Below are 25,165 nucleotides of genomic sequence, written 5' to 3'. Positions count from 1 at the left end.
GGCGGGAACCGTGCAGACCGTGTGACCAACCCCTCCGTGACCTTGGTTGACTCGCGGTTCGGCCGCGTGATGGGATCCTTCAGCCAATACGGAGGCATGCAGAGGAAGCCGGTGCGAGTCCGGCGCGGTCCCGCCACTGTCACCGGGGAGCACGTTCGGAACAGCCACGGCGGGCCGTCAGAAGCCGCTGGAAGGCCCGGGGGTGCGTCCGACCCGGAAGCCAGGAGACTCTCGCCCCCGGTACGTCGATCCAGGGCGCGGACCCTGAGTGAGGACACGCACGCGATGCAGGCTGCCCCGACCTTCCGAGCCCTCTGCTGTCCGTCGTGCGCCCGCTGACCCGCGCCGCGGCCTTCGCCGTGGGCGCCGTCGCGGGGTACCTCGCCGACGCCCGGTTCGCCGACCCGCGCCGCGGCCACCCGGTGGCCGTCTTCGGCAGTACGGCCGGCCGGCTGGAGAAGCGGCTCTGGCGCGACGACCGGGCCGTCGGCACCGCCTACACCGCACTCTGCGTGGGCGCCGTCGCCGCCGGTGCGGTGGCCGCCGAGCGCGTCCTCGGCCGCCGCCCGGCGGGGCGGGCCGCGCTGGCCGCCGCCGCGACCTGGACGGTGCTCGGCGGCACCTCGCTGACCCGCGAGGCCCGGACCATCGGCCGCTCGCTCGCCGCGGGGGACCTGACGGCGGCCCGCGAGCGGCTGCCGCACCTGTGCGGGCGCGACCCGAGCGCGCTGGACGAGCAGCAGATCGCCCGCGCGGTGGTCGAGTCGGTCGCCGAGAACACCGCCGACGCCGTGGTCAACGCGCTGGTCTGGGGCGCGGTCGCGGGCACACCCGGGCTGCTGGCGTTCCGGGCCGTCAACACCCTGGACGCGATGGTCGGCCACCGCTCGCCGCGGCACGCCCGGTTCGGCTGGGCCTCGGCCCGGCTGGACGACGTGGCGGGCTGGCCCGGCGCCCGGCTGACCGCCCTGCTGACGGTGGCCGCCGCGCCCGAGCCCCGGACCGCCTGGCGGGTCTGGCGGCGGGACGGCTCCGCACACCCGAGCCCCAACGCGGGCCAGGCCGAGTCGGCCTTCGCCGGCGCGGTCGGCGTCCGCCTCGGCGGCACCCTGCGGTACGGGGACGGGGCCTCCCCCGGGCCGGGGGTCCCCCCGGCCGAGGGCTGGGGAAGGGTCGAGCACCGGCCGGTGCTGGGCGGGGAGCTGCGGCCGGTCGGGGTGGACGACATCGAGCGGGCCTGTGTGCTGTCCCGGAGGGTGGGCGCGCTGGCGCTGGGTACGACCGTCGCCGGGCACCTGCTGCTCCGGGCGGCCCTCAGGAGGGGAAAGGCATGAGCAACGCACTGCTGGTCGCCGGAACGACCTCGGACGCGGGCAAGAGCGTGGTCACCGCGGGCATCTGCCGCTGGCTGGCCCGCCAGGGTGTCGGCGTCGCGCCGTTCAAGGCGCAGAACATGTCGCTGAACTCCTTCGTCACCGCCGACGGCGCCGAGATCGGCCGTGCCCAGGCGATGCAGGCCCAGGCCGCCAAGGTGGAGCCCGAGGCGGCGATGAACCCGGTGCTGCTCAAGCCGGGCGCGGACGGCCGCAGCCAGGTGGTGCTGCTCGGCAGACCCGTCGCCGAGGTCGGCGCGCTGGACTACCGCGAGCGCAAGCCCGTCCTGCTGGAGCGCGCCCTGGAGTGCCTGGCCGACCTGCGCCGCCGCTACGACGTGGTGGTCTGCGAGGGCGCCGGCTCGCCCGCCGAGATCAACCTGCGCGACCGCGACATCGCCAACATGGGCCTGGCGACCGCCGCCGGACTACCCGTCGTGGTGGTCGGCGACATCGACCGCGGCGGGGTGTTCGCCGCGATGTACGGGACGCTGGCACTGCTCTCGGCGGAGGACCAGCGGCACGTGGCCGGCTGGTTCGTCAACAAGTTCCGGGGCGACGCGCGGCTGCTCGCGCCCGGCCTGGAGATGCTGCGCGAGCTGACCGGCCGCCCGGTGCTGGGCACCCTGCCGATGCTGCCGGACCTCTGGCTGGACGCCGAGGACTCGCTCGACCTGTCGACCGTGGTCGACCGGACCGCCGGGCGCGGGCCGCTCGGCGCGGACGTGCTGCGGGTGGCCGTGGTGCGCTTCCCCCGGCTTTCCAACTTCACCGACCTGGACGCGCTGGCCCAGGAGCCGGGCGTCCTGGTCCGCTGGGCCACCCGGCCCGAGGAGCTGGCCGACGCCGACCTGGTCGTGCTGCCCGGCACCCGGGCCACCGTCGCCGACCTCGCCTGGCTGCGCGAGCGCGGCCTGGAGCCGGCGATCAAGGCGCGGGCGGCGGCGGGGCTGCCGGTCCTCGGGGTCTGCGGCGGCTACCAGATGCTGGCGCGGGAGATCGTGGACGAGGTCGAGTCGAAGGCCGGCGCCGTCGACGGCCTCGGGCTGCTGCCCACGCACGTCCGGTTCGGCGCCGAGAAGGTGCTCGGCCGGCCGGTCGGCGAGGCGTACGGGCAGCGCGTCGAGGGGTACGAGATCCACCACGGGATCGTCGCGGTGGAGGGCGGCGAGGCCTTCCTGGACGGCTGCCGGGTGGGCTCGGTCTGGGGGACGACCTGGCACGGCGCGCTGGAGAACGACGGGTTCCGGCGCGAACTGCTGCGCGAGGTGGCCGGGTTGTCGGGCCGGGCGTTCACGCCCGCGCCGGACGTCTTGTTCGCCGAGGCGCGCGAGGCCCGGCTCGACCGGCTGGGCGACCTGATCGAGGAGCACGCGGACACCGACGCGCTGTGGAAGCTGATCGAGGGCGGGGTGCCGGCCGCGGGTTCGCTGCCGTTCCTTCCGCCCGGGGCCCCCTTGGAGAATCATGAGTGACGTCCGCTACCCCTTCACCGCGATCGTCGGCATGGCCGACCTGCGGCTCGGGCTGCTGCTCAACGCGGTCTCCCCGGCCGTCGGCGGCGTGCTGGTGCGCGGCGAGAAGGGCACCGCCAAGTCGACCATGGTGCGCGCGCTGGCCGGCCTGCTGCCGTCCATCGCCACCGTCGACGGCTGCCGCTTCGCCTGCGACCCGGGCGCGCCGGACCCGCACTGCCCGGACGGCCCGCACGCCGGCGGCGCCTCGTCCGAACGCCCGGCCCGGCTGGTCGAGTTGCCGGTCGGCGTCTCCGAGGACCGGATCGTCGGCTCGCTCGACCTGGAGCGGGCGCTCGCCGAGGGCGTCAAGGCGTACGAGCCGGGGCTGCTGGCCCAGGCGCACCGCGGCGTGCTCTACATCGACGAGGTCAACCTGCTCCAGGACCACGTGGTGGACCTGCTGCTGGACGCCGCCGCGATGGGCCGCTCCTACGTCGAGCGCGAGGGCGTCTCGGTGCGGCACGCGGCGAGGTTCCTGCTGGTCGGCACGATGAACCCGGAGGAGGGCGAGCTGCGGCCGCAGTTGCTCGACCGGTTCGGCCTGACCGTCGAGATCGCCGCCACCCGCGACCCGGCGGAGCGCGCCGAGGTGGTCCGCCGCCGGCTGGCGTACGACGCCGACCCGGCCGGCTTCGCCGCGCGGTTCGCCGAGGACGAGCGGGAGCTCGCGCTGCGGATCACCGCCGCCCGCGAGCTGCTGCCGAAGGTCGGGCTCACCGATGTGGCGCTGCGTCAGATCACCGCCGTCTGCGCGGCGTTCGAGGTGGACGGGCTGCGTGCGGACATCGTGATGGCGCGCACCGCCGTCGCCCTGGCCGCCTGGGCGGGGCGCACCGAGGTGCTGGAGGAGGACGTCCGCCAGGCCGCCCGGCTGGCACTGCCGCACCGCCGCCGTCGCAACCCCTTCGACGCGCCGGGGCTGGACGAGGAGCAGCTGGAGCGGACGCTGGAGGAGCACGCCCAGCCGGAGGTGCCGCAGTCCGGGGAACCGGAGGGCGAGGACCCTCGGCCCGGGGAGCCGGAGGGCGACGGGCCCGAGGACGACGGCCCGGGCCCCGACGGCGGCGGCCCCGACAACGGCGGTGGCGGCGGCGCGCCCGAGCCCGCCGGGCCTGAGGCCCCCGCGGGCACCGACGCCCCCGCCCCCGCGGACGCCCCCGAGGCCCCCGGGCAGCAGCCGGTGCCGGCTCAGCACCCGGCCCCCGCACGGGAGTCCGCCCCGGTGGCGGCCGACGAGCCGTACCGGACCAGGCTGTTCAAGGTGGACGGCACCGGGAAGGGCGCCCAGGGCCGCCGCTCCCCCGCCGAGACCGACGGCGGCCACGCCATCCGCGCCCGCCGCCCGCAGGGCCGGCTGGCGCACCTGCACCTGAGCGCCACCCTGCAGGCCGCCGCGCCGCACCAGGTGGCGCGCGGCCGGGCGTCCCGGGCGCTGCTGCTGCACAAGGACGACTTCCGCGAGCAGGTCCGCCAGGGCCGGGAGTCCAACCTGGTGCTCTTCGTGGTGGACGCCTCCGGCTCGATGGCGGCCCGGCAGCGGATGACCGCCGTCAAGGGCGCGGTGCTCTCGCTGCTGATGGACGCCTACCAGCGCCGCGACAAGATCGGCATGATCACCTTCCGCGGCGCCTCAGCCGAGCTGGCGCTGCCGCCCACCTCGTCCGTCGAGGTCGGCGCGGCCCGCCTGGAGTCGCTGCCCACCGGCGGCCGGACCCCGCTGGCGGCCGGACTGCTGCGGGCGCACGAGGTGCTGCGGGTCGAGCGGATGCGGGACCCGCACCGCCGCCCGCTGCTGGTCGTGGTGACCGACGGCCGGGCCACCGGCACCCGCGACGCCGTCGCGCAGTCGCAGCGGGCCGCCGGGCTGCTGGCCGCCCAGGGCGTGGCGGGCGTGGTGCTGGACTGCGAGGCCGGTCCGGTCCGGCTCGGCCTGGCCCGTACGCTGGCGGCGCAGCTCGGCGCCCCCGCCGTGACCCTGGACGAGCTGCGCGCCGAGGGCGTGGCCTCGCTCGTCCGCGACAACCGTCCCAACCGTGCGATCCGAAAGGCGGCCTGATCCCATGCCCAAGGGTGTTCCCGAGAGCGTTCCCGAGGACGGCCTGACGACCCGTCAGCGCCGTACGCTGCCGATCACGGCCGTGCACACCGGCCCCGGCAAGGGCAAGTCCACCGCCGCGTTCGGCATGGCGCTGCGCGCCTGGAACCAGGGCTGGCCCGTCGGGGTGTTCCAGTTCGTGAAGTCCGCCAAGTGGAAGGTCGGCGAGGAGAACGCGCTGCGCGTGCTCGGCGCCTCCGGCGAGGGCGGCACCGTCGCCTGGCACAAGATGGGCTCCGGCTGGTCCTGGATCCAGCGCTCCTCCGAGATGGAGATGGACAGCGAGGCGGCGGCCAAGGAGGGCTGGGAGCAGGTCAAGCGCGACCTCGCCGCCGAGACCTACCGCTTCTACGTGCTGGACGAGTTCACCTACCCGATGCACTGGGGCTGGGTCGACCCGGACGAGGTGGTGTCCGTGCTGAAGGACCGGCCGGGCAGCCAGCACGTCGTCATCACCGGCCGGTACGCGCCCGAGGCGCTGACCGGCTTCGCCGACCTGGTCACCGAGATGACCAAGGTCAAGCACCCCATGGACGCCGGCCGCAAGGGCCAGCGCGGTATCGAGTGGTAGCCCGGGAAGCCTGGAGAACGTGAACATCCCCCGCCTCGTCGTCGCCGCGCCGTCCTCCGGCTCCGGCAAGACCACCGTCGCCACCGGCCTGATCGCCGCGCTCGCCGCGCGCGGGCTGGCGGTCTCGCCGCACAAGGTCGGCCCGGACTACATCGACCCGGGCTACCACGCGCTGGCCGCCGGCCGTCCGGGCCGCAACCTGGACGCCTTCATGTGCGGGCCGGAGCGGATCGCGCCGCTCTTCCTGCACGGCGCGGCCGGGGCGGACGTGGCGGTGGTCGAGGGCGTGATGGGGCTGTTCGACGGCGCCTCGGGGCGCGGGGAGCTGGCGTCCACCGCGCACGTGGCCAAGCTGCTGCGGGCACCGGTGGTGCTGGTGGTGGACGCCTCCTCGCAGTCCCGCTCGGTGGCCGCGCTGGTGCACGGCTTCGCCTCCTGGGACCCGGAGGTCCGGCTGGCCGGGGTGATCCTCAACCGGGTCGCCTCCGACCGGCACGAGCTGCTGCTCCGCGAGGCGCTGGAGGAGGGCTCCGGCGTGCCCGTGCTGGGCGCGGTGCGGCGCTCGGCGGCGGTCGCCACGCCGTCCCGCCACCTCGGCCTGATCCCGGCCGTGGAGCGCTCGGCGGAGGCCCTGAAGGCCGTGGCCGACATGGGTGCACTGGTCGCCGCCTCGGTGGACCTGGACGCGGTGCTGGCGCTGGCCCGGACCGCTCCCCCGCTGGACGCCGCGCCCTGGGACGCGGCCGCCGAGGTCGCCCCGGTCCCCGGCGCGCCCCGGATCGCGGTGGCCGGCGGCGCCGCGTTCTCGTTCTCGTACGCCGAGAACGCCGAGCTGCTCACCGCGGCCGGCGCCGAGGTGGTCCCGTTCGACCCGCTGCACGCCGACGCGCTGCCCGCGGGCACGGCCGGCCTGGTGATCGGCGGCGGCTTCCCCGAGCTGTACGTCCGGGAACTGAGCGCGAACGCGCAACTGCGCACGGCGATCGCCGCGTTCGCCGCCTCGGGTGCGCCGATCGCCGCCGAGTGCGCCGGACTGCTCTACCTCGGGCGGGAGTTGGACGGCCTGCCGATGTGCGGCGTGCTGGAGACGTCGGCCCGGATGACCGAGCGGCTGACCCTCGGGTACCGCGAGGCCGTGGCGCTGCACGACTCGCCGCTGGCGCCGGCCGGCACCCGGCTGCGCGGGCACGAGTTCCACCGCACGGCCTGCGAGCCGGCGGCGGGCGAACGGCCCGCCTGGGGCTGGCGACTTCCGGCCGGACCGCACACCGAGGGTTTCGCCGGCGGCACCCTCGGCAACGTTCACGCTTCGTATCTGCACCTGCACTGGGCGGGATCTCCGCAGCTCGCCGCTTCGTTCGCGGCGGCGGCCGCGGCGCACCGGGCGGGCTGAGCGGAACCGACGGGCCTTCGGGTCTGGTGCTTTCCCCGTCCGGAGCGTCAGAATAGGGACTGATAACCGCATATCGCCCATTTCGCAACCGGCCCCGGCCAGACCCGACCGCCCCTTGGCGAGCCGACCGATTGCCGGCGACCGCCCACCCGACGGGGCCGCCGACGGTGCCCCCGCGCGTGGGCTGGCTCGAAGGAGCCGTCACGATGCGTCACACCTTAACCCCGCTGCATCACCGTCCCCACGACGACCGCCATCCCTGCCCGGTGCCGATGTCACCCAAGGCCCTCGCCCAACTCCGCGCCCGCTACCAGGACCTCGTCGAGAACCGGCGGCTTCCGGCGGACGTCACGTTCGAGCAGTACTACTACGTCTGGCGCTCCCGGCGGCGCGGTGAGAACGTCATCGGCCTCGACGACGGCGCCGTCCGCCCCGGCCCCAGTACCGGGGCCCAGCTGATCACCCGTCCGGCCAAGCAGCTCGCGGGCGAGATCCGCACCCTCGTCCTGCTGGTCGACTTCCCCGACCTCCCGCACAGCCCCGACCACACCGTCGGCCACTACGAGCAGATGCTGTTCAGCGCCGACACCTTCGCCACCGGCTCGATGCGCGACTTCTACCACCGGGTGAGCGGCTTCGACCCGGCCAACCCGGCCGCCGGCGGCATCGACGTCCAGGGCGAGGTCCACGGCTGGTTCCGGCTGCCGCACCCGATCTCCTTCTACGCCGACGACCAGTCCGGCATGGGCAACCCGCCCCGCAATTCGCAGGGCCTGGCCGCCGACGCCCTGGCACTCGCCCGCGCCGAAGGCATCGACTTCACCGCCGGCTTCGACGCGCTCGGCGAGCACCTCGTCACCGCGCTGTTCATCGTCCACGCGGGCGCCGGCGCCGAACAGACCGGCCAGCCGGGCGACATCTGGAGCCTCAAGTGGAACCCGCCCGACGTGCACGGCGTCGACGTCGCGCCCAACCTGCGGGTCCAGACCTTCCTGACCGTCCCCGAGGACTGCGCGGTCGGCGTCTGCGCCCACGAGTGGGGCCACCTGGCCGCCCGCTGGGCCGACTTCTACGACACCGGCTCCCTCCAGGCGACCACCTCCAACGGCCTCGGCAACTACTGCCTGATGGCGGCCGGTTCCTGGGGCAACGACGGGATCACCCCGGTCTTCCCGAACGGCATGCTCCGGATGTTCCACGGCTGGACCGTCCCCCAGGAGGTCGCCGGCACCACCCACGGCATCGCGCTGCGGCCCGTCGCCGAGGGCGGCGAGCTGCTGTTCGTCCGTAACCCCCAGCGGATGAAGGAGAGCCAGTACGTCATCGTCGAGTACCGCCGCAAGCGCGGCCAGGACAGCTTCCTGCCCGACGAGGGCATCGCCGCCTACGTAGTGGACGAGGCCATCGACAACGTGAACGACGAACACCACCTCGCCATCGAGCTGATGCAGGCCGACGGCCGGCGCGACCTCGCGAAGATCTTCGGCACCGGCAACCGCGGCGACCCGACCGACCTCTACCCGGCGCTCGGCAACAGCAGCATCGGACAGCACACCGTCCCGGCGCTCAACGAGGCGGACGGCACCTGGACCGGCATCACCCTCGACATCGCCGGTACGGCGGGGGCGGACCAGATGCAGGTGGACGTCACCATCGAGTGAGACCCGCGAACCCGGGCCCGCTCCGGGAGGGCGCCTCCGGGCGCCGACCGCACCGCACTGCCCCGGCGGAGGCCCCGCCGGGGTGGCGGCAGTGCGGCCGACGGCGGTCCGGGCACGGGCACGGACCGCGGCGGTCCGGGCACGGGCGCCGCCGCGGCGACCCGCCCAACCTCCCTCGGCGAAGGTGCGGTTGACTGGCCACCAGTACCCCCGAGCGGAGAGGCACACTCCATGGCCAGGCAGCACACCTACACCGCCGAGATCACCTGGACCGGCAACCGGGGCACCGGCACCAGCGACTACCGCTCGTACGAGCGCTCCCACGAGGTGGCCGGCGAGGGGCTCCCGACCATCCCCGGCTCGTCCGACCCCGCCTTCCGCGGCGACCCGGCCCGCTGGAACCCCGAGCAGCTCCAGCTCGCCGCACTCTCCCAGTGCCACATGCTGTCGTACCTGCACCAGTGCGCGGTGAACGGCGTCGTGGTGACGTCCTACGTGGACCGCCCGCTCGGCACCATGGAGCAGACGGCGGGCGGCGGGCACTTCACCGAGGCGGTGCTGCGGCCCCGGATCGAGGTCGCCTCGGAGGAGATGACGGAGAAGGCGCTCGCCCTGCACGACGACGCACACCGGGCGTGCTTCATCGCCGCCTCGGTGAACTTCCCGGTGCGGCACGAGGCCGTGGTGACGGTCGCCGCCGCGTAGTCCCTACGCCTCCCGGTCGAGCAGCGCGGCGAGGTAGACCGCCACCTCCTCGCGCAGCTCGGCCGGCCCCGGCGTACGGCCGTGACCACTGCCGGCCGTCCCGTTGATCAGTACGCCCTCGCACCAGCGGACCAGCCGGCGAGCGTCCGCCTCCGGTGCCCGGGAGCCGCAGCGCTCCAGCGCGGAGACCGCGAAGTCGACGAAGCCCGCGCCCAACCGGTCGTAGACGGCGCGCAGTTCGGGGCGACGGGTGGCTTCCAGGGCAAGTTCGAAGCGTGCCACGGTGAGCGCGCGGCCGGCCGTCAGCGCCTGGTGCACGGCATCGGCGGCGACCTGGGCGAGCAGGTCGCGCGGCAGGGCCTCCGGGGCGGCCGGTGCCACCGGTACGGCCTGTGCGGCCGACGCGAGAACGCCCGGCGACTCCCGCTCCGCGATCCGGGTCAGCGCCAGCTCCAGGAGGGCCGCCCGGGTCCGGGCGAGGTTGGAGGTCGAGCCGGGGGGCAGTCCGGCCGCCTCGTCCACCGCACGGTGGGTCAGTCCGCGCAGGCCGCGCTCGGCGATCAGGGCAATGGCGGTGTCGGCGATCAGCATCGGACGCGGGGGTGTCATGGGTCCGATCCTCGCGGGTTCCGGGAGATGCGCCCAATTTCACTACAGCTGTAGTACGGTGCTCCCGACAGCGAAACTACAGATGTAGTTCGAAAGGGGAGTCCCCATGGACCAGGCAGAGCCGCGAGCCGTCGTCATCGGCGGCGGGATCGGCGGACTGGCCGCCGCCCTCGCCCTCCACCGTCGGGGCGTCACCGTCACCGTCCACGAACGCGCCGCCTCGCTCGAACCCGTCGGTGCGGGCCTCGCCCTCGCCCCCAACGCGCTCCGCGCCCTCGACCGGCTCGGCGTCGGCGACCGGCTGCGCGCCCTCGCCACCCCGCACCCCGCCGTCGGCCTGCGCAACCCCTCCGGCCGCTGGCTCGCCCGCACCGGCACCGACGCCATGGAGGCGCACTTCGGCGAGAAGGTGATCGCCGTCCCGCGCGCCGCCGTGATCGATGCGCTCGCCGACGCCCTCCCGGCCGGCGCCGTCCGCACCGGCTCTCCCGCGGAGCTGGTCGACCGGGGCTCCGCCTCCCGGCCCGCGGTGGTCCGCAGCGGAGACGGCGAGCAGGACGCCGACCTGGTCGTCGCCGCCGACGGCATCCGCTCCGCCTCCCGCGCCCTGCTCTTCCCCCGGCACCCGGGCCCGCGCTACTCCGGCTTCACCACCTGGCGCACGATCGTCGCCGAGCCGCCGCGCGCGCCGTCCGCCGTCGGCGAGGTCTGGGGCCGCGGCTGCCTCGTCGGCGTCGTCCCCCTCGCCGACGGCCGGGTCTACGTGTACGGGGCCGCGCTCGCCCCCGCCGGTGCGCGCGCCGCGGACGGCGACGAGCGGACCGAACTGCTGCGCCGCTACGGCGACTGGTGCGCCCCCGTGCCCGCGCTCCTCGCCTCCGCCGACCCGGCCGAGGTGCTCCGGCACGACGTCTGGGAGATCGCCGACCCCCTGCCCGCCCACCACCGGGGCCGGGTCGCCCTGCTCGGCGACGCCGCCCACGCGATGTGCCCGTTCCAGGGCCAGGGCGCCTGCCAGGCGATCGAGGACGCGGTGGTCCTGGCCGCCGGCATCGCCCCCGGCACGGACCCGGCCGCGAGCCTCCCCGCCTACACCGCCGCCCGCCTGTCCCGCACCACCGCCATCGCCGCCGGCTCCCGCCGCATCGGCGCCCTGGTCGCCCGCCGCTCCCCGCTCGCCGTCCTGCTCCGCGACACCGTCCTCACCGTCGCCGGACTCCTCCCCGACCGCGTCCTCCTGAGCCGGGCCGGCGCGACCTACGACTGGCACCCCCCGGCCGTGCCCGACAACGCCGACCGCACCTCCCACCTCGGGGCGCCGGGATCCCCCTGACCGGCACGGCCCGCCCGCAGCGTCCGGCGTCGCAGCCGGTCTCCCCGGCCGAAGATCCCGGACGGATGAAGCATGCAGGTGAACGGCCTAGCGGGGGATTCGGCGGGAAGGGCGGGGCGGTATCCCTCTCGGGCTGAGCAGTCGTCAGGGCGGCCGCTGTCCGCCCGGAAGAGGTGGGTCCATGAGATCGAGAGCGCTTGCGCGAGGTTGGCGTGCCGTGGCCGCCGTCGTCACCGCGACGGCGGCCACCGTCGTGTCCGCCGGACCGGCGGAGGCCGCGCCGCGGCACGAGGACGGGCTGAGCCCGGACATCCTGGCGATCATGGGCAAGCCGGCCTACGAGCACGCGCAGTGGGGGCTGCTGGAGATCGACGACACGACCGGGGAGGTGATCCACTCCCAGTACCCGAACCAGTTCTTCATCCCCGGTTCGACGGCCAAGCTGGTCAGCGTCTCGGGCACCTGGCACACGCTCGGCGGGGAACACCGGTTCACCACCCCCGTGCAGGCCGTCGGCAGCCGCAGCGGATCGGTACTGGACGGCACGCTGGCCATGGTCGCGCAGGGCGACCTCACCATGGGCGGCCGGACCAAGCCGGACGGCTCCGTCGACTTCACCCCGATCGACCACACCTACGCCAACGACCTCCCGGGCGCCACGCTCACACCCGAGAACCCGCTCGCCGGGCTGAACGAGATCGCCGGCCAGGTCCGCGCGTCGGGCATCACCGAGGTCCACGGGGACGTCGCGGTCGACCCACGGCTGTTCGCTCCCGACGCCGGACTGGACCCGACCCCGACCCCGCTGATCATCAACGACAACCTCATCGACCTGCTGACCACCGCCACCACCCCCGGTCAGCCGGCGCAGCTCAGCTGGCGGCCGCAGGTCGCGCCGTACCAGGTGGAGTCGACGGTGCAGACGGTCGCGGCGGGCGGAACGACCAGCATCGACGTCTCCGCCTCGCCCGACGGCACCCACATCACCCTGTCGGGCACCATCGCGGCCGACGCCCAGCCGACGCTGCGGGTCTCCCAGGTCCAGGACCCGAACGCCTTCGGGCGCACCGCGCTGATCGAGGCGCTCGCCCGGGCCGGCGTCACCGTCACCGCCCCGCCGACCGGGCCGAACCCGGTCGGCCTGCTGCCGGACTCCTACGACGGCACGCAACGCGTCGCCGCGTACGTCTCCCCCGTCTACGCCGAGTACGCGCGGCTGATCCTGAAGGTCAGCCACAACCTCGGGGCCAACCTCGGGATCTGCCTGATGGCCGTCACGACCGGCAGCCACCAGTGCAAGGACGGCTTCGCCGCCCTCAGGGACTTCCTGATCCAGGCCGGGATCGACCCGACCAAGGTGCAGTTGCTCGACGGGCGCGGCGGCAACCCGGTGGACCGGGTCACGCCCGACGTGGAGAACGAGATCCTGCACTACTGGCAGGGGACGCCCGAGGCGACCCGCTTCCGGGAGGCGCTGCCGATCCTCGGGGTGGACGGCTCACTGGCCTTCGCCTGCGCGGGCTGCCCCACCTGCCCGGGCAAGGGCAAGGTGTGGGCCAAACCCGGCACCGTGGCCGGCTTCGACGCCGTCAACCAGCGGCTCGCCATCGGCGCCGAGACGCTCGGCGGCTACCTCGCCGCGGGCCACGGCCGGCTGCACACCTTCTACCTGGCCGTGAACGGCGCCTCGACGCAGGACATCAACACCTTCTTCGACGTCGTCAACGACCTGAACCGGATCGCCGGCCTCCTCCAGGAGCAGGCCGAGGCGCGATCCTGACGCACCGCCGCTGAACGACGAGGGCCCCTGGAAACCGCTCCGGTTTCCAGGGGCCCCTCTCGCTGCGGCCGGCTTCAGCCCCGGTCGGCCAGCGGGGTGACCCCGTCCAGGATGCGCTCCAGGCCGAAGTCGAGCGGGTCACTGCCCTGGGGCGCGAAGCCCCCGGCGGCGATGGTGGCGCTGAGCGCGGGGAACCGGTGCCCGTGGCGCTCCAGGACCTCGCCGGCGAGCCGGTTCCACTCCTCGCCGCCCTCCTCGTCCGCGTCGACGAGCTGCTGGGCGAGGTTGCGGATGTGGCCGATGATCAGCAGCACGGTGTCGTGCCGCTGCACCGCGGAGAGCCCGGTGGGGGCCAGGGCGGCCAACGCGGCGTCCATCCAGGCGAGCTGGTTGGGCCCCATGAGCTGCCGGCGCATGCCGGTGGCCGCCAGGATCCAGGGGTGGCGGCGGTACAGCGCCCAGCACTGGCGGGCCCATTCGGTCATCCGGGGGCGCCAGCCGTCCTGGTGGCCGATGACCTCGGGGGGCGCGCCGAGGGCGGAGTCGACCATCAGGTCGACCAGCTCGGCCTTGCCGGGGAAGTACCGGTACAACGCCATGGTGGTGACGCCGAGTTCGGCGGCGATCCGCTGCATCGAGACCGCGTCCAGCCCCTCCGCGTCGGCGATCCGGACGGCACCGTCGACGATGCGCCCGGCGGTCAGTGAGGGCTTCGGCCCGCGACGGGGCTGGTCCTGCTCGCCCCACAGCAGGGCCAGGCTCGCCTTCGGGTCGCGCTTCTTCTCCCGGCTCCCGGCCATGCGGGTCCTCCTCGGTGGTTCCGGTGGTGCTTCCGGCGGGCGATTGACGCCCTTTCAGAACTGTGTATAACATACACTCAATTGCGTAACCGATACACAGTTCAGGGGAGTAACCGTGATCGCCGCCGTTCTCATCGCCTCCGCCGCCGCCATCGCCACGCCCGTCGCCGGCGCCCTGGGGCACCGCCGCCTCCGGCAGGCCGCCGGCGCCCGCCTCCTGCGGATCGACACGCCGAACGGCATCGACGAGCAGGGCTTCGTCCGCATCGGCGGCATCGAGCAGTGGGTCTCCGTCCGCGGCGAGGACCGCGACAACCCGGTGATGCTGGAGATCCACGGCGGGCCCGGCGCCTCCAACGCGATCTACGGACCGCGCACCCGGGCCTGGGAGAAGCACTTCACCGTCGTCCGCTGGGACATGCGCGGCACCGGCAAGACCCTCGGCCGCTCCGGCGCCGACGGCCAGGGCGAACTGAGCTTCGCCCGGATGTACGCGGACGCCGTCGAGGTCACCGACCACGTGCGCACCCGGCTCGGCGTCGACCGGGTCGTCCTGGTCGCCAGCTCCTTCGGCAGCACCTTCGGGCTGCGCCTGGCCCGCCAGTACCCCGACCGCTACAGCGCCTACGTCGGCACCGACCAGAACATCCACGACGGCGGCCGCGACACCTCCGCCCGCCGGGCCCTGCTGACCCGGCTGCACGCCGCCGGCAAGCGCAAGGAGATCGCCGCGGTCGAGGAGATCGGCCCCGACCCGCGCACCTGGACCGCCGAGCAGCACGGCGCCTACTCCAAGATCGTCGCCACCACCGACCCGCTGACCTTCCGGACCATGAAGTCCGTGGTCATGAAGTCGCTCTGGTTCTCCCCGCTGCACTCGCTGGGCGAGCTGGGAACCCTCGGCAAGGGCATGAAGCTCTCCGAGCAGATCCTCCCCGCCACCGCAGGCTTCGACGACTGGGCCGACGGCACCCGCTTCGACCTGCCGTTCTTCATCTTCCAGGGCGACCAGGACGTCCTCACCCCGACCGACCGCGCCAGGCGCTTCCACGACGACGTCCAGGCCCCGGTCAAGGACTTCGCCCTCATCGAGGACGCCGCCCACTTCGCGTCGTTCCTGCACCCCGACCGGTTCCTCGACCTGATGCTGACCAAGGTGCGGCCTGTCGTCACCGTCGGCCCCCGGGCCTCCTGCCGGTGAACGCCGACGCCCCGGCCGCGACGGGCGGACGGGACATCGGTCCGGCGTGCACGCCGGACCGTCCGCGGGTGCGGGCGCCGGACCATCTGCAGTGCGGGCACGCACGGGCGGGACTAGCGTGGAAAACGGCCCTAACGGCAGGACCACGCCGTCCTCTTCTCGGCGAAGCCCGTCCCTGTTCACCCGCCAAGGGAGGACTGCCGTGACCAGTCAGTTCGCCATCGAGACCGCCGACGACTCCGGCAACGTCCTCGGGCAGTCCTTCCTCACCCTGGACGGCAGCGGCGAGCCCGCCGTCGTCTACCTCGCGCGGAGGCAGAACCGCAACGCCGTCATGGTCGCGCGCAGGCAGAACGGCCAGTGGACGCACGAGGACACCGGCGGCGCCGGTCTGGACGACGGTGCGCGGATCAGCATCGGGATCGACGCCCACGACATCCCGCACCTCGCCTACACGGACGGCCGCACCACCCACGCGGTCCACGCCGTCCGAACCGGTGGCACCTGGTCGTTCGAAGAGGTCCCCACCGGGGGCGGGATCTTCTTCAACGGCGTCAGCAACGTCTCCATGCAGCTCTACCGGCGCCTGGGAACGGGTCTGGGGGCCGACCCCGGCTGGTTCGACATGCCGGCCATCGCCTACCGCGACTCCCACCCGGACGACCACCTGGTCGTCGCACTGAAGCCCAACAACGGCCCGTGGCAGTTCAGTACGGCCGACCCGTCGCCCAGCGCGACGAGGGCCGGCGTGTCGCTGGCTTACGACAGCAGCGACTCCCTCACGATCGCCTACGTCGTCGGTGTCAACGACGGCACCGACCCCTTCCCCGAGCCGCTCAAGCTGGCGTCGGTCAAGCCCACGGTGGTGGAGGGCGATCCCCCGTGGCCGCCCCCGGAGTTCACCAGCACGGTGATCGACCACTCCGTCCGCGGCGTCGAGAGCGTCTCCATGGCCCGCGGCACCTTCTTCCACATGCTGGTGGCGTACGCCGACCGCCACGAGGGCTATGTCAAGGCCTGGGTCAAGAGCTTCGGCGAGTTGGCCCCGACCATCGAGCTGGTCGCCCAGGGCAACGGCTCCAAGGGCCCCCGGCGTCCCGCGGCGGCCGCCGGCCCCGGGGACAACCTCTTCATCGCCTACCTCGACAGCGGCCAGGTCATGCTCGCCCAGCGCGCGTCCGACCACTCCTGGAACAGCCTGCCGGTGACGACCGGCGACGGCTGGCCCTCCCTGGCATTCGGCAACGACGGAACCGCCCACCTCGCCTACGGCACCGGGAACCTGATGTACGCCCGCAGGACCACCACCCCCGCCTGAGCGCTCGGCCGGCTGGCTCCCCGGGGGGATGGTCTCGTTCGTACGGACGAGGTCGCGGCGGGGCGCGGTCCGGCACGGTGGAGCCATGCTGACCAAGGCTGCTACGGGGGACGCAACGGTGTGCCCGGGGGATCGTCGGGGCCCGCGGGCGGGCCGGTGGGCGGGGTACGCCGTCGTGGTGTGGGGGGTGCTGTTCGCGGTGCCCAGCTTCGTCTGGGCGCTGGGCGGCACGGCCGGTGCGGAGTCGACGGTGGCGCCGGAGCTGGTGAGGCTCGCCCGCGACCGGGTGCCGTGGTTCCTGGCCGTGCTCTGGGTCACCGGCCTGCTCAAGCTGTTCGGGGCGGTGGTCGGCCTCGGGCTGGCGCGGCCGCGCGGCGTCCGGGCCGGGCGGTTCCTGGCGTTGTGCGGGGGCGGTGCGACGGTCCTGCTCGGCTGGCACGGCTCGCTGTTCGTCGTGCACGGGGTGCTGGTCGAGGCCGGGGCGGTCTCCGTCGAGCCCGGCCTGGCGGGGCTGACGCGCTGGTACCTGTACCTGTGGGGGCCGTGGTTCGTCGCCGGCGGGCTGGCCTTCGCCGCCGCCACCGTGCGGTACGCCCGCGGGAACGAGGACCGTCGTGGACTGCGGCTGCTCGGTGCGGCGGGCGGGCTCGGCGCGCTGGTCCTGTCGCTGGCCTCCACCGCGGCCGGGATCGGGTGACGCCGGGATCGGCTGACGCCGCCCTCACCGTTCCTGGACGTACTCGATGTGCAGCTGCCCCGGCACGCCGCCCTTCGGCGCCCGGCCGGGCCGGTTGCCGGAGCCGTGGGTCAGGGTGACGCAGTAGTGCGAGCGGTTCGGCCAGCGGGCCAACACGGCTGCCGCCTCGGTGTCCAGCGAACGGACCGACGTCCCCGTCCGGCGGAACGCCTCCGCGCTGCCGGTGAGGAACAACGTCCGTGCGGCGCCCGCGAAATGCAGTTCGTCGCGCCAGCCGGCGAAGTGCCGGCGCTCGTGGTCGATCTCGTCCTCGGCGGGGAAGTCGCTCTCCGGGATGTCCGCGGTGTGCGGCACGCCCCTGCCCAGCCGCGCCCGCACCTCCTTCCAGCGGGACGGCGGGAAGCCCAGGCTGTGGTGGAGCAGCACGAGGTCCAGCGGGACGGCCTCCTGGCCTTCCAGCCCCGGGGAGCCGGCGTCGGCCCGCAGCGGAAGGTGGATCAGCGAGCGCGGGGAGCGTGCGGCGAGTGCCCAGGCGGCCGCGAGGTCGCGTGCACCCGCGCGGTCGGCGTACAGCTGCATCTCCCACGGGCCGTCGTACAGCACGGCCAGGCCCTCCCCCGCCGTGGCGCTGACCACCCGGTACTCGTCGCGGCCGGTCCGCACCCGGTGGACCGTGGTCCTCAGCTTCACCGATCAACCCGCCTTTCCCGCGCACCGGAGGTCGGCCCGTCCGACGTCCGGCGCCGACCCGCCCCGGTGGGCCGTTGGAGACCGTAGCAACGCGGATCCGTCGAACGCCGTCGGGGTGACACCGGGGCGGGGAGGCCGAGGTCCCGCCGTACCGTCAGGACGACCGGCCGTCCGCGGAGGTCCAGCCCCGGTGGTGCAGCCGCTCGAAGCCGTCCAGGAGGAGGTCCAGGGCGAATTCGAACTCGAAGCGGTCGTCGCAGCCGGGGCCGACGACCGAACTCTCGTCGTGGGCCGCGGCGGTGGCGATCTCCGCGAGGTGCGGGAAGGCGCCGGCCAGGGCGCGCAGTGCGGCGGGGTCGGCGGCCGGCTCGGGGCTCGGCGCGGCCTCGAACAGCTCCTGGCTGAACCCGAGGAGCCGACTGCCCATGGCGTGCATCACGTGGTGCGTCAGGTCGGCGGAGAGGCCACCGCCGCGGAACAGGCCGGCCATCGAGTCGAGGTAGCCGAGGACGGCGGGCGTCGGACCGGGGCGCGATTCGATGACACGCGGCGCCCAGGGGTGGCGGAGCAGCACCGCGCGGGCCGAGAGGACGCGCTGCCGGACGGCCTCGCGCCAGCCGGCCCCGGCGAGCGGGGGGTCGACCTCGCCCACGACGGCGTCCACCATGCCGTCCAGCAGCTCGTCCTTGTTGGCCACGTGCTTGTAGAGCGCCATCGGCACGACGCCCAGCTCCTGGGCGAGCCGGCGCATGCTGAGCGAGTCGATGCCGGCGCCGTCGGCGAGCGCCACCGCGGTGTGCAGCACGCGGTCCCTGCTCAACGGGACCCGGCGCGCGGCCGCCCCCTGCTCGGGCATCCCGATCCCCTCTCCGTCCTCCGTCGCGGGGCCGATCCCCTTGACGAGTGTACGGCGTACGCCTACGGTGAGCACCAGGTGTACGCCGTACACCTGAAACGTTGGAGAGGGGGTCCTGGTGACATCGACCAGGAAGGCGGCCGTGGTCGCAGGGGTGTTCTTCCTCGTGACCGAGGTCGCCGCGATCGCAGGGCTGCTGCTCTACGGCCCGGCGCTGCACGGCGCGGAGTACGTGGCCGGCGACGGCGCCGACCGGCGGGTGGCGCTGGGCGCGGTGTGCGAAGTGGTGCTCCTGGTGGGCGTGATCGGCACCGCCGTCGCCCTGTTCCCGGTGCTCCGCCGGAGGCACGAGGCGCTGGCGCTCGGCTACGTCTGCGGCCGGCTGCTGGAGGCCGCCGTCATCGCGGTCGGCATCATCGGCGTCCTGTCCGTCCTCACCCTGCGCCAGGACGCGGCGGGGACGCCGGGCGCCGGAGCGGCCGCGGCGGCCATGGTGGCCGTCCACGACCGGGCCTTCCTGCTCGGGCCCGACATCGTGCTGGGCGTGAACTCGCTGCTCCTGGCCCTCCTGCTGCACCGGTCGAGGCTCGTGCCGCGCGCCGTCACCGTCCTGGGGCTGGTCGGCGGCCCGCTGATCTGCGCCTCCGCGGTCGCCGTGCTGTTCGGCGTCTACCCGCAGGTCTCCACCCCCGGCTCGCTCGCCGCGCTGCCGGTGTTCGCCTGGGAGCTGGCGCTCGCGTTCCGACTCATCACCAAGGGGCTCGCGGAGCACCCCGACCCCGCGGACGAGGCGGCGGAACTCCCCGCGGCGGTGGTCCGGGCGGCCGGGCCCGTGCGTCAGCCGGTGGTGCCGGTGGCGCGGACGTAGATGTCGGCGGCGCCGGGGAGGCCGCTGGGGATGGTGGAGACGTAGATCCGCCGGCCGGCGGTGGCCTGGGCGGGCGTGGAGGTCGGGGCCGGGGTCGGGGTCGGGGTGTCGCTGGGCGCCGGGGTGGGCGTGGGGGTGGGGGTGGGCGTCACGGCGGGCGCGGGGGTCGGGGTGTCGGTGGGCGCCGGGGAGTCGTCCGCCGAGCGGAGGCCGGTCGAGGGCCGGGCGTCGGCAGGGGTTTCGGAGACGCCCGGATCGGCCTGCTCGGTGGGCTCGTCGTCGTCGGTGCACGGCGACGAGGACGAGCTCGGCGCCTCCGACACGGTGGGTTCGGCCGACGGCGTCGGGGTCGGGGTCGCTGTAGGCGTCGGCGTCGGCGTGATCAGCGTCGGCGTCGGGGTCGGGGTCGGCGCAGCCGAGGGAGAAAGGGAGACGGACGGGTCGGCCAGCTCCAGGGCCTCCGCCGGCTCGTCGCCGCCCAGGGCGGCCGCCAGGTCGGCGGGCAGCGGGGCGCTCGGCCCCGGGGCGGGGAGGTCGTACGTCCGCAGGAAGTCGCCGAGCCCGACGTCCTGGCCCCCGCTCAGCCGGTAGTGCAGGTAGGCGACCGGCGCTCCGTCGGCGAGGCGGGTGTACACCGCGCCCACCGGTACGTAGTAGCGGCCCGCGCCCGGGTGCTGGGAGGGGTGGAGGCCGGCCAGCAGCTCGGCACGGTCGCGGTCGGTCTCGATGGCGCCCCGCCCCAGGGTGAGCGCGTTGACGCCCCGGACGGCCAGGGCGGCCAGCACCGCGATGGTGAGCACCAGGCCCACCGCGACCGTCCGCCGCAGCACCGGCCGCCCGTGCAGCGCGGGCCAGGAGTCGCTGACCACCCGTTCCGGCGCAGGCCGCCCCGCTTCGTTCACCGTTGCCGCTCCCCCGCCTCGCGTCACTCGCATTGCTCGACGAGGACCCTACGCTTGAAGTTCCGGGTCGTACCAACCGCCCCCTTCAGCCCGGATAGGCCGGGGCGACAGCCGCTTCGAGCAGGCGTACGACCGAGCCGCCGCCGTCCGCCGGCACCGTCCACAGGTCGGCGCCGAAGTCGCCGGGGAGCGCGTAGAGCAGGGTGGACGTGTCGGACCAGACCGCCTGGTCGTCGATGTTGCGCTGCTCCGCGGTGGCGGTCTCGGTCATGGTGGCGAGGTCGAGCACGTAGAGCCGCCAGGGCGCGTCGGCGGACACCCCGGGAACGCGCTTCTTGTAGGCGATCCGGGTGCCGTCCGGGGAGAGCGAGGGGCACTCGACGTTCTGGTGCAGGGTGGTGAGGGTGCGGGCGGCGAGGTCGCCGCGGACGAGGTAGGTCTGGCCGCCGGTGGCCGCGGTCGCGTAGAAGGCGTTGTCGTCGGCGAAGGTCACGCCCCAGATGTTGACGTCGGGCGCCCGGTACGGCTTGCCGTCCTTGATCAGGTCGAAGGCCTCCAGGTTCTCCCGGAGGTTCCAGTCGCGGACGTCGACGATCGAGGTGCGGGTGGAGAAGTCGGTGCCGGCGTAGGAGTCGCCGCTGACGAAGACCGTCCAGGCGGCGAGGTGACCGGAGGGCGAGACCCGGGAGCGGGTGGGGATGCCGGCGGCCGGGAAGGAGTGCAGTTCCTTCAGGTGGTCGTCGAGGACGACCGCGCGGTAGGTGTCCTGCAAGGCGCCGTGCTCGGCCTGGAGGCAGATGCCGGTGCCGCCCGCCGTGTGGAAGCGCAGGCACTGGACGCCGGAGGAGGTGCGCGGGCCGTCCGGGTGGCCGGCGGGGACGGTGGCGAGCTCGTCGCGGTGCGGGCCCCAGGCCATGTTGCGGAAGACCAGCGTGCGGGCCGCACCCGGCTGGAGGGAGACCGGGCCCGGGGTGACCACCGGACCGCCCGGCTGCACCTGGTCCTTGCGGGCGGACTGGTCGGACGCGTACAGCACGGCGCCGGTGCCGACCGTGCCGAGCAGCAGGACGGCGACGAGCAGGATCAGCACCCTGGTGCGGTTCTGGAGCGGTCGGGTCACGAAGGCACCTCGGCGTCGGTGGGGGAATCGGGTTCGCGGAGGACGAAGGAGGCCCCGGCCACGCAGCAGGCCAGTGCGGCGGCCGACCAGCCCAGTGCGGCGGTGCCGCCGACCGCACTCCACAGCGCGCCGAACGCCAGCGAGCAGGCGAACCGTGCCAGCGCCTGGCCCGTCCCGACCAGCGCCAGCCCGGCGCCGCGCTGCTCCTCCGGGACGGCGTCGGCGGCCGCGGCGGCCAGTACGCCGTCGGTCGCGGCGTAGAAGCCGCCGTGCAGCACCAGTACGCAGACCACCACCGGCAGCCCGCTCAGCGGCGAGAGCAGCAGCCCGTACGCCAGCAGCAGGACGCCGTGGCCCGCGAGGAAGAGCCGGCGGCGGCCGATCCGGTCGGCGAGCGCGCCGAGCGGGACGGCGAGCAGCAGGAAGGCGGCGGCGGTGCCGAGCGGCAGGAGCGGGAAGAGGTCGGTCGCGAGGCCGAGCCGGCGCTGCACGAGCAGGTAGAGGAAGGAGTCGCTGACGGTGGTCAGGCCGAGCAGCACCGCGCACAGGGCCAGCCGGCGCAGGCCGGGAAGGCGCAGCAGTGCGAGGCCGTCACGCAGCCCGGGGGCGGCCGTTGACGTCTCGTCAGCCTGGATGCGGCTCGGGACGAAGAGCAGCAGCACCAGCACTCCGAGCAGCGCGACACAGGCACTGACCGTGAACACCGCGTTGTAGCCGTGCTGTTCGCCGCCGTCGGCGAGCAACGGCCCGCCGGCCAGGCGGAGCACCAGGAACGCGGTGAGCGGTCCGAGCAGCGCGCCCGCCGTGTCCATCGCCCGGTGGACGCCGAACGCCCGTCCCCGGTGGGCGGGTTCGGTGGCGAGCGAGATCATCGCGTCCCGGGGTGCGGTGCGCAGTCCCTTGCCGGTGCGGTCGACGGCGAGCACCGCACCGATCAGCGGCACGGTGTGGACGAGCAGCAGCAGCGGCTTGCAGAGCGCCGACAGCCCGTACCCGGCCGCCGCGACCGCCTTGTGCCGGGGCGCGCCGTCCGCGCCGCGCCGGTCGGCGAGGTGGCCGCCGGCGAGCCGGACCAGCGCGCTGAACCCGTTCTGGATGCCGTCCAGCAGCCCGAAGCCGAGCGGGGAGAGGCCGAGCCCGGTGAGCAGGTAGAGCGGCAGTACCGCACTGACCATCTCCGAGGAGACGTCGGTCACCAGGCTGACGGTGCCCAGGACCAGCACGGTGCCGGGCACGGCGGCGGCCGCCCGCCGCCCCGGCCGGGTGGCCGGGGCGACGGGGGCCTTGGAGCTGCGGGATTCCGCGACGTACACCGGCGTCAGTTCCAGATGCCGGAGATGGTGGCGGCGGTGGCGGCGTTGCCCGCGTGGGTGGTCAGCCCGGCGAGGTCCTCCAGGGTGCGCAGCACGTTGTAGTGGTTGTAGGTGGTGGCGGTGGTGGTGGCGCCCGGCGTGACGTGCGCACCGTAGAACACGGTGGGGATGCGGTTGCCGGAGAGCTTGTTGTCCTCGTCGAAGGTGAGCACGAGGATGCTGTTGTTGTTCTTGGCCCAGGCCGCGTACGCGCCGAGCTTGTTCTGGACCCAGGTGTCGCCGGTGGAGACCGAGCAGTCGTGCATGTCGTTGCAGAGGTCCGGCACGACGAAGGAGACCTTCGGCAGGGTGGCGTAGTTCGTCGGGAACTGCGTCATGGTGTACGCGGTGTTGGTCGGCACGTTGCTGAAGCCGAACCACGGGTTGTGCTTCTGCGCGTACTTGCCGCTGGAACAGACCGTCGAACCCTGGCTCGGCAGGCCCTCGTTGTAGCTGCCCCAGGTCTTGCCGGCGGCGATCAGCTCGGAGCCCAGGTTGGGCGCGGAGATCGAGCCGACCGACACGCAGCTGTCGTCCGTGCGGCCCTGGTTGGAGCCGGAGAACAGCTGGTAGTAGTTGGGCTCACTGGGGTGGGTGATCCCGAACGACTGGGTGAGGGTGGCGCCGCCGGCCTTGAGGGTGTTGTTGATGTACGGCGCGCTGGAGCTGCCGATGACCTGCGTGTACGCGTGGTTCTCCAGCACGACGACGACCACGTGGTCGGGCGCGGGGAGGGTCGCGGCCTGCGCGGCCGAGCCGGTGGCCGCCCAGAGGCCGAGCGAGCCGGCGACCAGGCCGAGGCCGGCGCCGAGGGCGGTGAGGGTGCGGCGGGGGCGGGTGGCGGTGGAGCGGAGTCGTGCGAAGGGCATGGTGTCCTCCGTGCGTCGGGAAGTGCCGGGGCCCGGGCAGGGAACCCCGGTGGGGTGCCGGGTTTGGAGCGCCGCAAACAGTAGGAGCGCGGCGGTGGCGGGGACCGCAGAAGGAACATGAAGAACAGGCGAACAGCCGTCGCCGGGGGCGGTGGAGGTCACAGGGGCCTCGATTGACCCGCCCGTCGCGACCGTGGTGGGATTTCGTCGGCCGGCGAAAGGCTGCTGTGCGGCGCATGGGCGGCCACCGGGTGAAGGGAACGCGACGTGATCGGGCTGCTGGCCCTCGATGAGGCGGGTCACCCGCTCGCCGGGGCTCTGCACGGGCTGTGGCCGGGCAGCCGGGTGTACGGCGCGGGGCACGAGGGCCCTCAGCACGACGGCGCGGCGCATGACGGCGCGCAGTGCGACGGCGCGGAGCACGACGGCGCGCAGTGCGACGGCGCGGAGCACGACGGCGCGCAGCATGACCTCCACGGCCCGGAGGAACTCCTGGAACTCGCCCTGGGCGACTGTCGGCAGCTGGTCTGTTTCGCACCCGTCGCTTCGATCGTACGACTGTTGCTGCGCCGCCGGCCCGTCGATCCGAACCGGGGCGACGGCCTCGGCGGCCTCGACGGCCTCGACGGGGTCGGCGTGGTGTGCGTGGACGTCGAGCGCCGGTTCGCGGTGTCCCTGACCGGGCCCGACGGTGGCGCGGACGACCTGGCCGGCGAGGTGTCGGCCCTCCTCGGCACCGTCCCGGTGATCACCGGTGACCGGGGCCGACCCGCCCCCGCCCGGCCGTCCGCCGTCGGACACCACGACCTCCCGGGGTGGGACGAGGACGTCCTCGCCTGCCCCCCGCTGACGACCCGGCCCCCCGGGGTGCGCGCCGGCGGCCTGGTCGTCGGGGTCGGCCTGCGCGAGGCGACCGCGGTGCCCGAGGTGGCACGGTTGATCCACCGCACCCTGCTGGAGGCCGGGCTGCCCGCCTCCGACCTCGCCCGGCTCGCGACCCTGACCGGCAAGGGCGACCACCCCGCCGTCCGCCGGGCCGCCGAGCTGCTGGGCCTCCCGGTCGACGAGCACCCGGCCGACGAGCTCGCGGCCGTCGCGGTGCCGAACCCGTCGGCGTCCGTCGGCGAGGCGGTCGGCACGACGAGCGTGGCGGAGGCGGCGGCACTGGCGAGCGCCCCGGGCGGCGAGCTCGTGGTGGGCAAGCAGAAGTCGGCCACGGTGACGGTGGCGGTCGCCCGGGCGGCGGTGCGCGGGCGGCTCGCGGTGATCGGCCTCGGCCCCGGGGAGCACGACCTGGTCGTCCCGCGCGCCGGGGCGGAGCTGCGGCGCGCGTCGGTGGCGGTGGGCGAGCCGGGCGCGTTGGCGCTGGCCGCCGGGTTCCTGCAGCCGACGGCCCGGCGGTTCACCTCCGGGGAACCTTTCGGCGTGGCGGTCGAACTGTGTTTTGGGAGGTTG

Annotated in this window: 22 protein-coding genes and 1 riboswitch; of the genes, 14 read left to right on the top strand and 8 right to left on the bottom strand. The window is 74.5% G+C overall.

What is annotated here, in order from left to right; genetic code table 11:
• Positions 1-100 precede the first annotated feature (100 nt).
• Positions 101-231, top strand: a riboswitch (cobalamin riboswitch).
• A 104-nt stretch (positions 232-335) separates the two neighbouring features.
• From ACFC1F_RS07700 to ACFC1F_RS07670, 7 genes are all read left to right on the top strand, one after another.
• Entirely contained in the window at positions 336-1,334 is a 999-nt protein-coding gene (locus ACFC1F_RS07700) for a cobalamin biosynthesis protein (protein WP_376156496.1), read from the top strand.
• Entirely contained in the window at positions 1,331-2,848 is a 1,518-nt protein-coding gene (locus tag ACFC1F_RS07695) for a cobyric acid synthase (protein ID WP_376156415.1), read from the top strand. Before ACFC1F_RS07700 ends, ACFC1F_RS07695 begins: the two co-directional genes overlap by 4 nt.
• On the top strand, positions 2,841-4,946 hold the full coding sequence (locus ACFC1F_RS07690) for a putative cobaltochelatase (RefSeq protein ID WP_376156414.1): 2,106 nt from the start codon (positions 2,841-2,843) through the stop codon (positions 4,944-4,946). Before ACFC1F_RS07695 ends, ACFC1F_RS07690 begins: the two co-directional genes overlap by 8 nt.
• Positions 4,947-4,950: 4 nt before the next feature.
• A complete protein-coding gene (cobO, locus tag ACFC1F_RS07685) occupies positions 4,951-5,556 on the top strand; it encodes a cob(I)yrinic acid a,c-diamide adenosyltransferase (RefSeq protein ID WP_148642447.1) in 606 nt (201 codons plus the stop codon).
• 19 nt (positions 5,557-5,575) lie between these two features.
• Entirely contained in the window at positions 5,576-6,949 is a 1,374-nt protein-coding gene (locus tag ACFC1F_RS07680) for a cobyrinate a,c-diamide synthase (protein ID WP_376156413.1), read from the top strand.
• 206 nt (positions 6,950-7,155) lie between these two features.
• The gene (locus tag ACFC1F_RS07675; protein WP_209411780.1) at positions 7,156-8,610 is read left to right on the top strand and encodes a M6 family metalloprotease domain-containing protein; all 1,455 of its coding nucleotides are present in this window, start codon (positions 7,156-7,158) and stop codon (positions 8,608-8,610) included.
• Between the two features lie 231 nt (positions 8,611-8,841).
• Positions 8,842-9,315 (top strand): OsmC family protein, encoded by a 474-nt coding sequence (locus ACFC1F_RS07670; protein ID WP_376156411.1) that lies wholly within the window; start codon positions 8,842-8,844, stop codon positions 9,313-9,315.
• Positions 9,316-9,318: 3 nt separating this feature from the next.
• Here the strand turns inward: ACFC1F_RS07670 and ACFC1F_RS07665 are convergent, their stop codons facing one another.
• On the bottom strand, positions 9,319-9,924 hold the full coding sequence (locus ACFC1F_RS07665) for a TetR/AcrR family transcriptional regulator (RefSeq protein ID WP_209411778.1): 606 nt from the start codon (positions 9,922-9,924) through the stop codon (positions 9,319-9,321).
• 106 nt (positions 9,925-10,030) lie between these two features.
• Between ACFC1F_RS07665 and ACFC1F_RS07660 the strand changes: the two genes are divergently transcribed.
• Both ACFC1F_RS07660 and dacB read left to right on the top strand, forming a co-directional pair.
• Positions 10,031-11,257, top strand: a complete 1,227-nt coding sequence (locus ACFC1F_RS07660; protein WP_376156409.1) for an FAD-dependent monooxygenase — start codon at positions 10,031-10,033, stop codon at positions 11,255-11,257.
• Between the two features lie 217 nt (positions 11,258-11,474).
• On the top strand, positions 11,475-13,037 hold the full coding sequence (dacB, locus tag ACFC1F_RS07655; protein ID WP_376156407.1) for a D-alanyl-D-alanine carboxypeptidase/D-alanyl-D-alanine-endopeptidase: 1,563 nt from the start codon (positions 11,475-11,477) through the stop codon (positions 13,035-13,037).
• 74 nt (positions 13,038-13,111) lie between these two features.
• On the opposite strand, the gene ACFC1F_RS07650 is transcribed toward dacB, so the two are convergent.
• Positions 13,112-13,837, bottom strand: a complete 726-nt coding sequence (locus ACFC1F_RS07650) for a TetR/AcrR family transcriptional regulator (protein ID WP_376156406.1) — start codon at positions 13,835-13,837, stop codon at positions 13,112-13,114.
• A 115-nt stretch (positions 13,838-13,952) separates the two neighbouring features.
• Between ACFC1F_RS07650 and ACFC1F_RS07645 the strand changes: the two genes are divergently transcribed.
• From ACFC1F_RS07645 to ACFC1F_RS07635, 3 genes are all read left to right on the top strand, one after another.
• Positions 13,953-15,038 carry an alpha/beta fold hydrolase gene (locus tag ACFC1F_RS07645; protein WP_376156404.1) on the top strand — a complete coding sequence of 362 codons (1,086 nt, stop codon included), beginning with the start codon at positions 13,953-13,955 and terminating at the stop codon, positions 15,036-15,038.
• Between the two features lie 202 nt (positions 15,039-15,240).
• Positions 15,241-16,356 (top strand): hypothetical protein, encoded by a 1,116-nt coding sequence (locus ACFC1F_RS07640; RefSeq protein WP_376156402.1) that lies wholly within the window; start codon positions 15,241-15,243, stop codon positions 16,354-16,356.
• Between the two features lie 187 nt (positions 16,357-16,543).
• The gene (locus tag ACFC1F_RS07635; RefSeq protein ID WP_376156400.1) at positions 16,544-17,053 is read left to right on the top strand and encodes a DUF3995 domain-containing protein; all 510 of its coding nucleotides are present in this window, start codon (positions 16,544-16,546) and stop codon (positions 17,051-17,053) included.
• 24 nt (positions 17,054-17,077) lie between these two features.
• Here ACFC1F_RS07635 and ACFC1F_RS07630 read toward each other — a convergent pair whose 3' ends face one another.
• Together ACFC1F_RS07630 and ACFC1F_RS07625 are read right to left on the bottom strand one after the other, a co-directional pair.
• Positions 17,078-17,743, bottom strand: coding sequence for a hypothetical protein (locus tag ACFC1F_RS07630; protein ID WP_376156399.1), 666 nt, complete (start codon positions 17,741-17,743; stop codon positions 17,078-17,080).
• Between the two features lie 154 nt (positions 17,744-17,897).
• On the bottom strand, positions 17,898-18,599 hold the full coding sequence (locus tag ACFC1F_RS07625; RefSeq protein ID WP_376156397.1) for a TetR/AcrR family transcriptional regulator C-terminal domain-containing protein: 702 nt from the start codon (positions 18,597-18,599) through the stop codon (positions 17,898-17,900).
• A 118-nt stretch (positions 18,600-18,717) separates the two neighbouring features.
• On the opposite strand from ACFC1F_RS07625, the gene ACFC1F_RS07620 reads away from it, so the two are divergent.
• Positions 18,718-19,467, top strand: coding sequence for a DUF4386 domain-containing protein (locus ACFC1F_RS07620; RefSeq protein ID WP_209411768.1), 750 nt, complete (start codon positions 18,718-18,720; stop codon positions 19,465-19,467).
• On the opposite strand, the gene ACFC1F_RS07615 is transcribed toward ACFC1F_RS07620, so the two are convergent.
• From ACFC1F_RS07615 to ACFC1F_RS07600, 4 genes are all read right to left on the bottom strand, one after another.
• Positions 19,437-20,369 (bottom strand): hypothetical protein, encoded by a 933-nt coding sequence (locus ACFC1F_RS07615; protein ID WP_376156395.1) that lies wholly within the window; start codon positions 20,367-20,369, stop codon positions 19,437-19,439. The genes ACFC1F_RS07620 and ACFC1F_RS07615 overlap by 31 nt on opposite strands.
• Before the next feature lie 85 nt (positions 20,370-20,454).
• Positions 20,455-21,489, bottom strand: coding sequence for a TolB family protein (locus ACFC1F_RS07610; RefSeq protein ID WP_376156393.1), 1,035 nt, complete (start codon positions 21,487-21,489; stop codon positions 20,455-20,457).
• Positions 21,486-22,802: an MFS transporter gene (locus tag ACFC1F_RS07605; RefSeq protein WP_376156392.1), complete on the bottom strand. Its 1,317-nt coding sequence runs from the start codon at positions 22,800-22,802 to the stop codon at positions 21,486-21,488. Before ACFC1F_RS07605 ends, ACFC1F_RS07610 begins: the two co-directional genes overlap by 4 nt.
• A gap of 5 nt (positions 22,803-22,807) precedes the next feature.
• Complete coding sequence (locus tag ACFC1F_RS07600; protein ID WP_376156390.1) at positions 22,808-23,710, bottom strand: alkaline phosphatase family protein; 903 nt, start codon at positions 23,708-23,710, stop codon at positions 22,808-22,810.
• A gap of 267 nt (positions 23,711-23,977) precedes the next feature.
• On the opposite strand from ACFC1F_RS07600, the gene ACFC1F_RS07595 reads away from it, so the two are divergent.
• A partial coding sequence (locus tag ACFC1F_RS07595) for a cobalamin biosynthesis protein (RefSeq protein ID WP_376156389.1) occupies positions 23,978-25,165 on the top strand: 1,188 nt, incomplete at its 3' end.

This window comes from Kitasatospora sp. NPDC056181 (genome assembly GCF_042266225.1).
In the GTDB taxonomy this organism is placed as follows: Bacteria; Actinomycetota; Actinomycetes; order Streptomycetales; family Streptomycetaceae; genus Kitasatospora.
This window is presented reverse-complemented; position numbering and strand designations above follow the sequence as displayed.

Excerpts from the sequence above, each read along its gene's own strand:
- ACFC1F_RS07670 (WP_376156411.1), top strand. The coding sequence starts at position 8,842 with ATGGCCAGGCAGCACACCTACACCGCCGAGATCACCTGGACCGGCAAC.
- ACFC1F_RS07690 (WP_376156414.1), top strand. The coding sequence starts at position 2,841 with ATGAGTGACGTCCGCTACCCCTTCACCGCGATCGTCGGCATGGCCGAC.
- ACFC1F_RS07675 (WP_209411780.1), top strand. The coding sequence starts at position 7,156 with ATGCGTCACACCTTAACCCCGCTGCATCACCGTCCCCACGACGACCGC.
- ACFC1F_RS07695 (WP_376156415.1), top strand. The coding sequence starts at position 1,331 with ATGAGCAACGCACTGCTGGTCGCCGGAACGACCTCGGACGCGGGCAAG.
- ACFC1F_RS07650 (WP_376156406.1), bottom strand. The coding sequence starts at position 13,837 with ATGGCCGGGAGCCGGGAGAAGAAGCGCGACCCGAAGGCGAGCCTGGCC.
- cobO (WP_148642447.1), top strand. The coding sequence starts at position 4,951 with ATGCCCAAGGGTGTTCCCGAGAGCGTTCCCGAGGACGGCCTGACGACC.
- ACFC1F_RS07625 (WP_376156397.1), bottom strand. The coding sequence starts at position 18,599 with ATGCCCGAGCAGGGGGCGGCCGCGCGCCGGGTCCCGTTGAGCAGGGAC.
- ACFC1F_RS07660 (WP_376156409.1), top strand. The coding sequence starts at position 10,031 with ATGGACCAGGCAGAGCCGCGAGCCGTCGTCATCGGCGGCGGGATCGGC.
- ACFC1F_RS07600 (WP_376156390.1), bottom strand. The coding sequence starts at position 23,710 with ATGCCCTTCGCACGACTCCGCTCCACCGCCACCCGCCCCCGCCGCACC.
- ACFC1F_RS07665 (WP_209411778.1), bottom strand. The coding sequence starts at position 9,924 with ATGACACCCCCGCGTCCGATGCTGATCGCCGACACCGCCATTGCCCTG.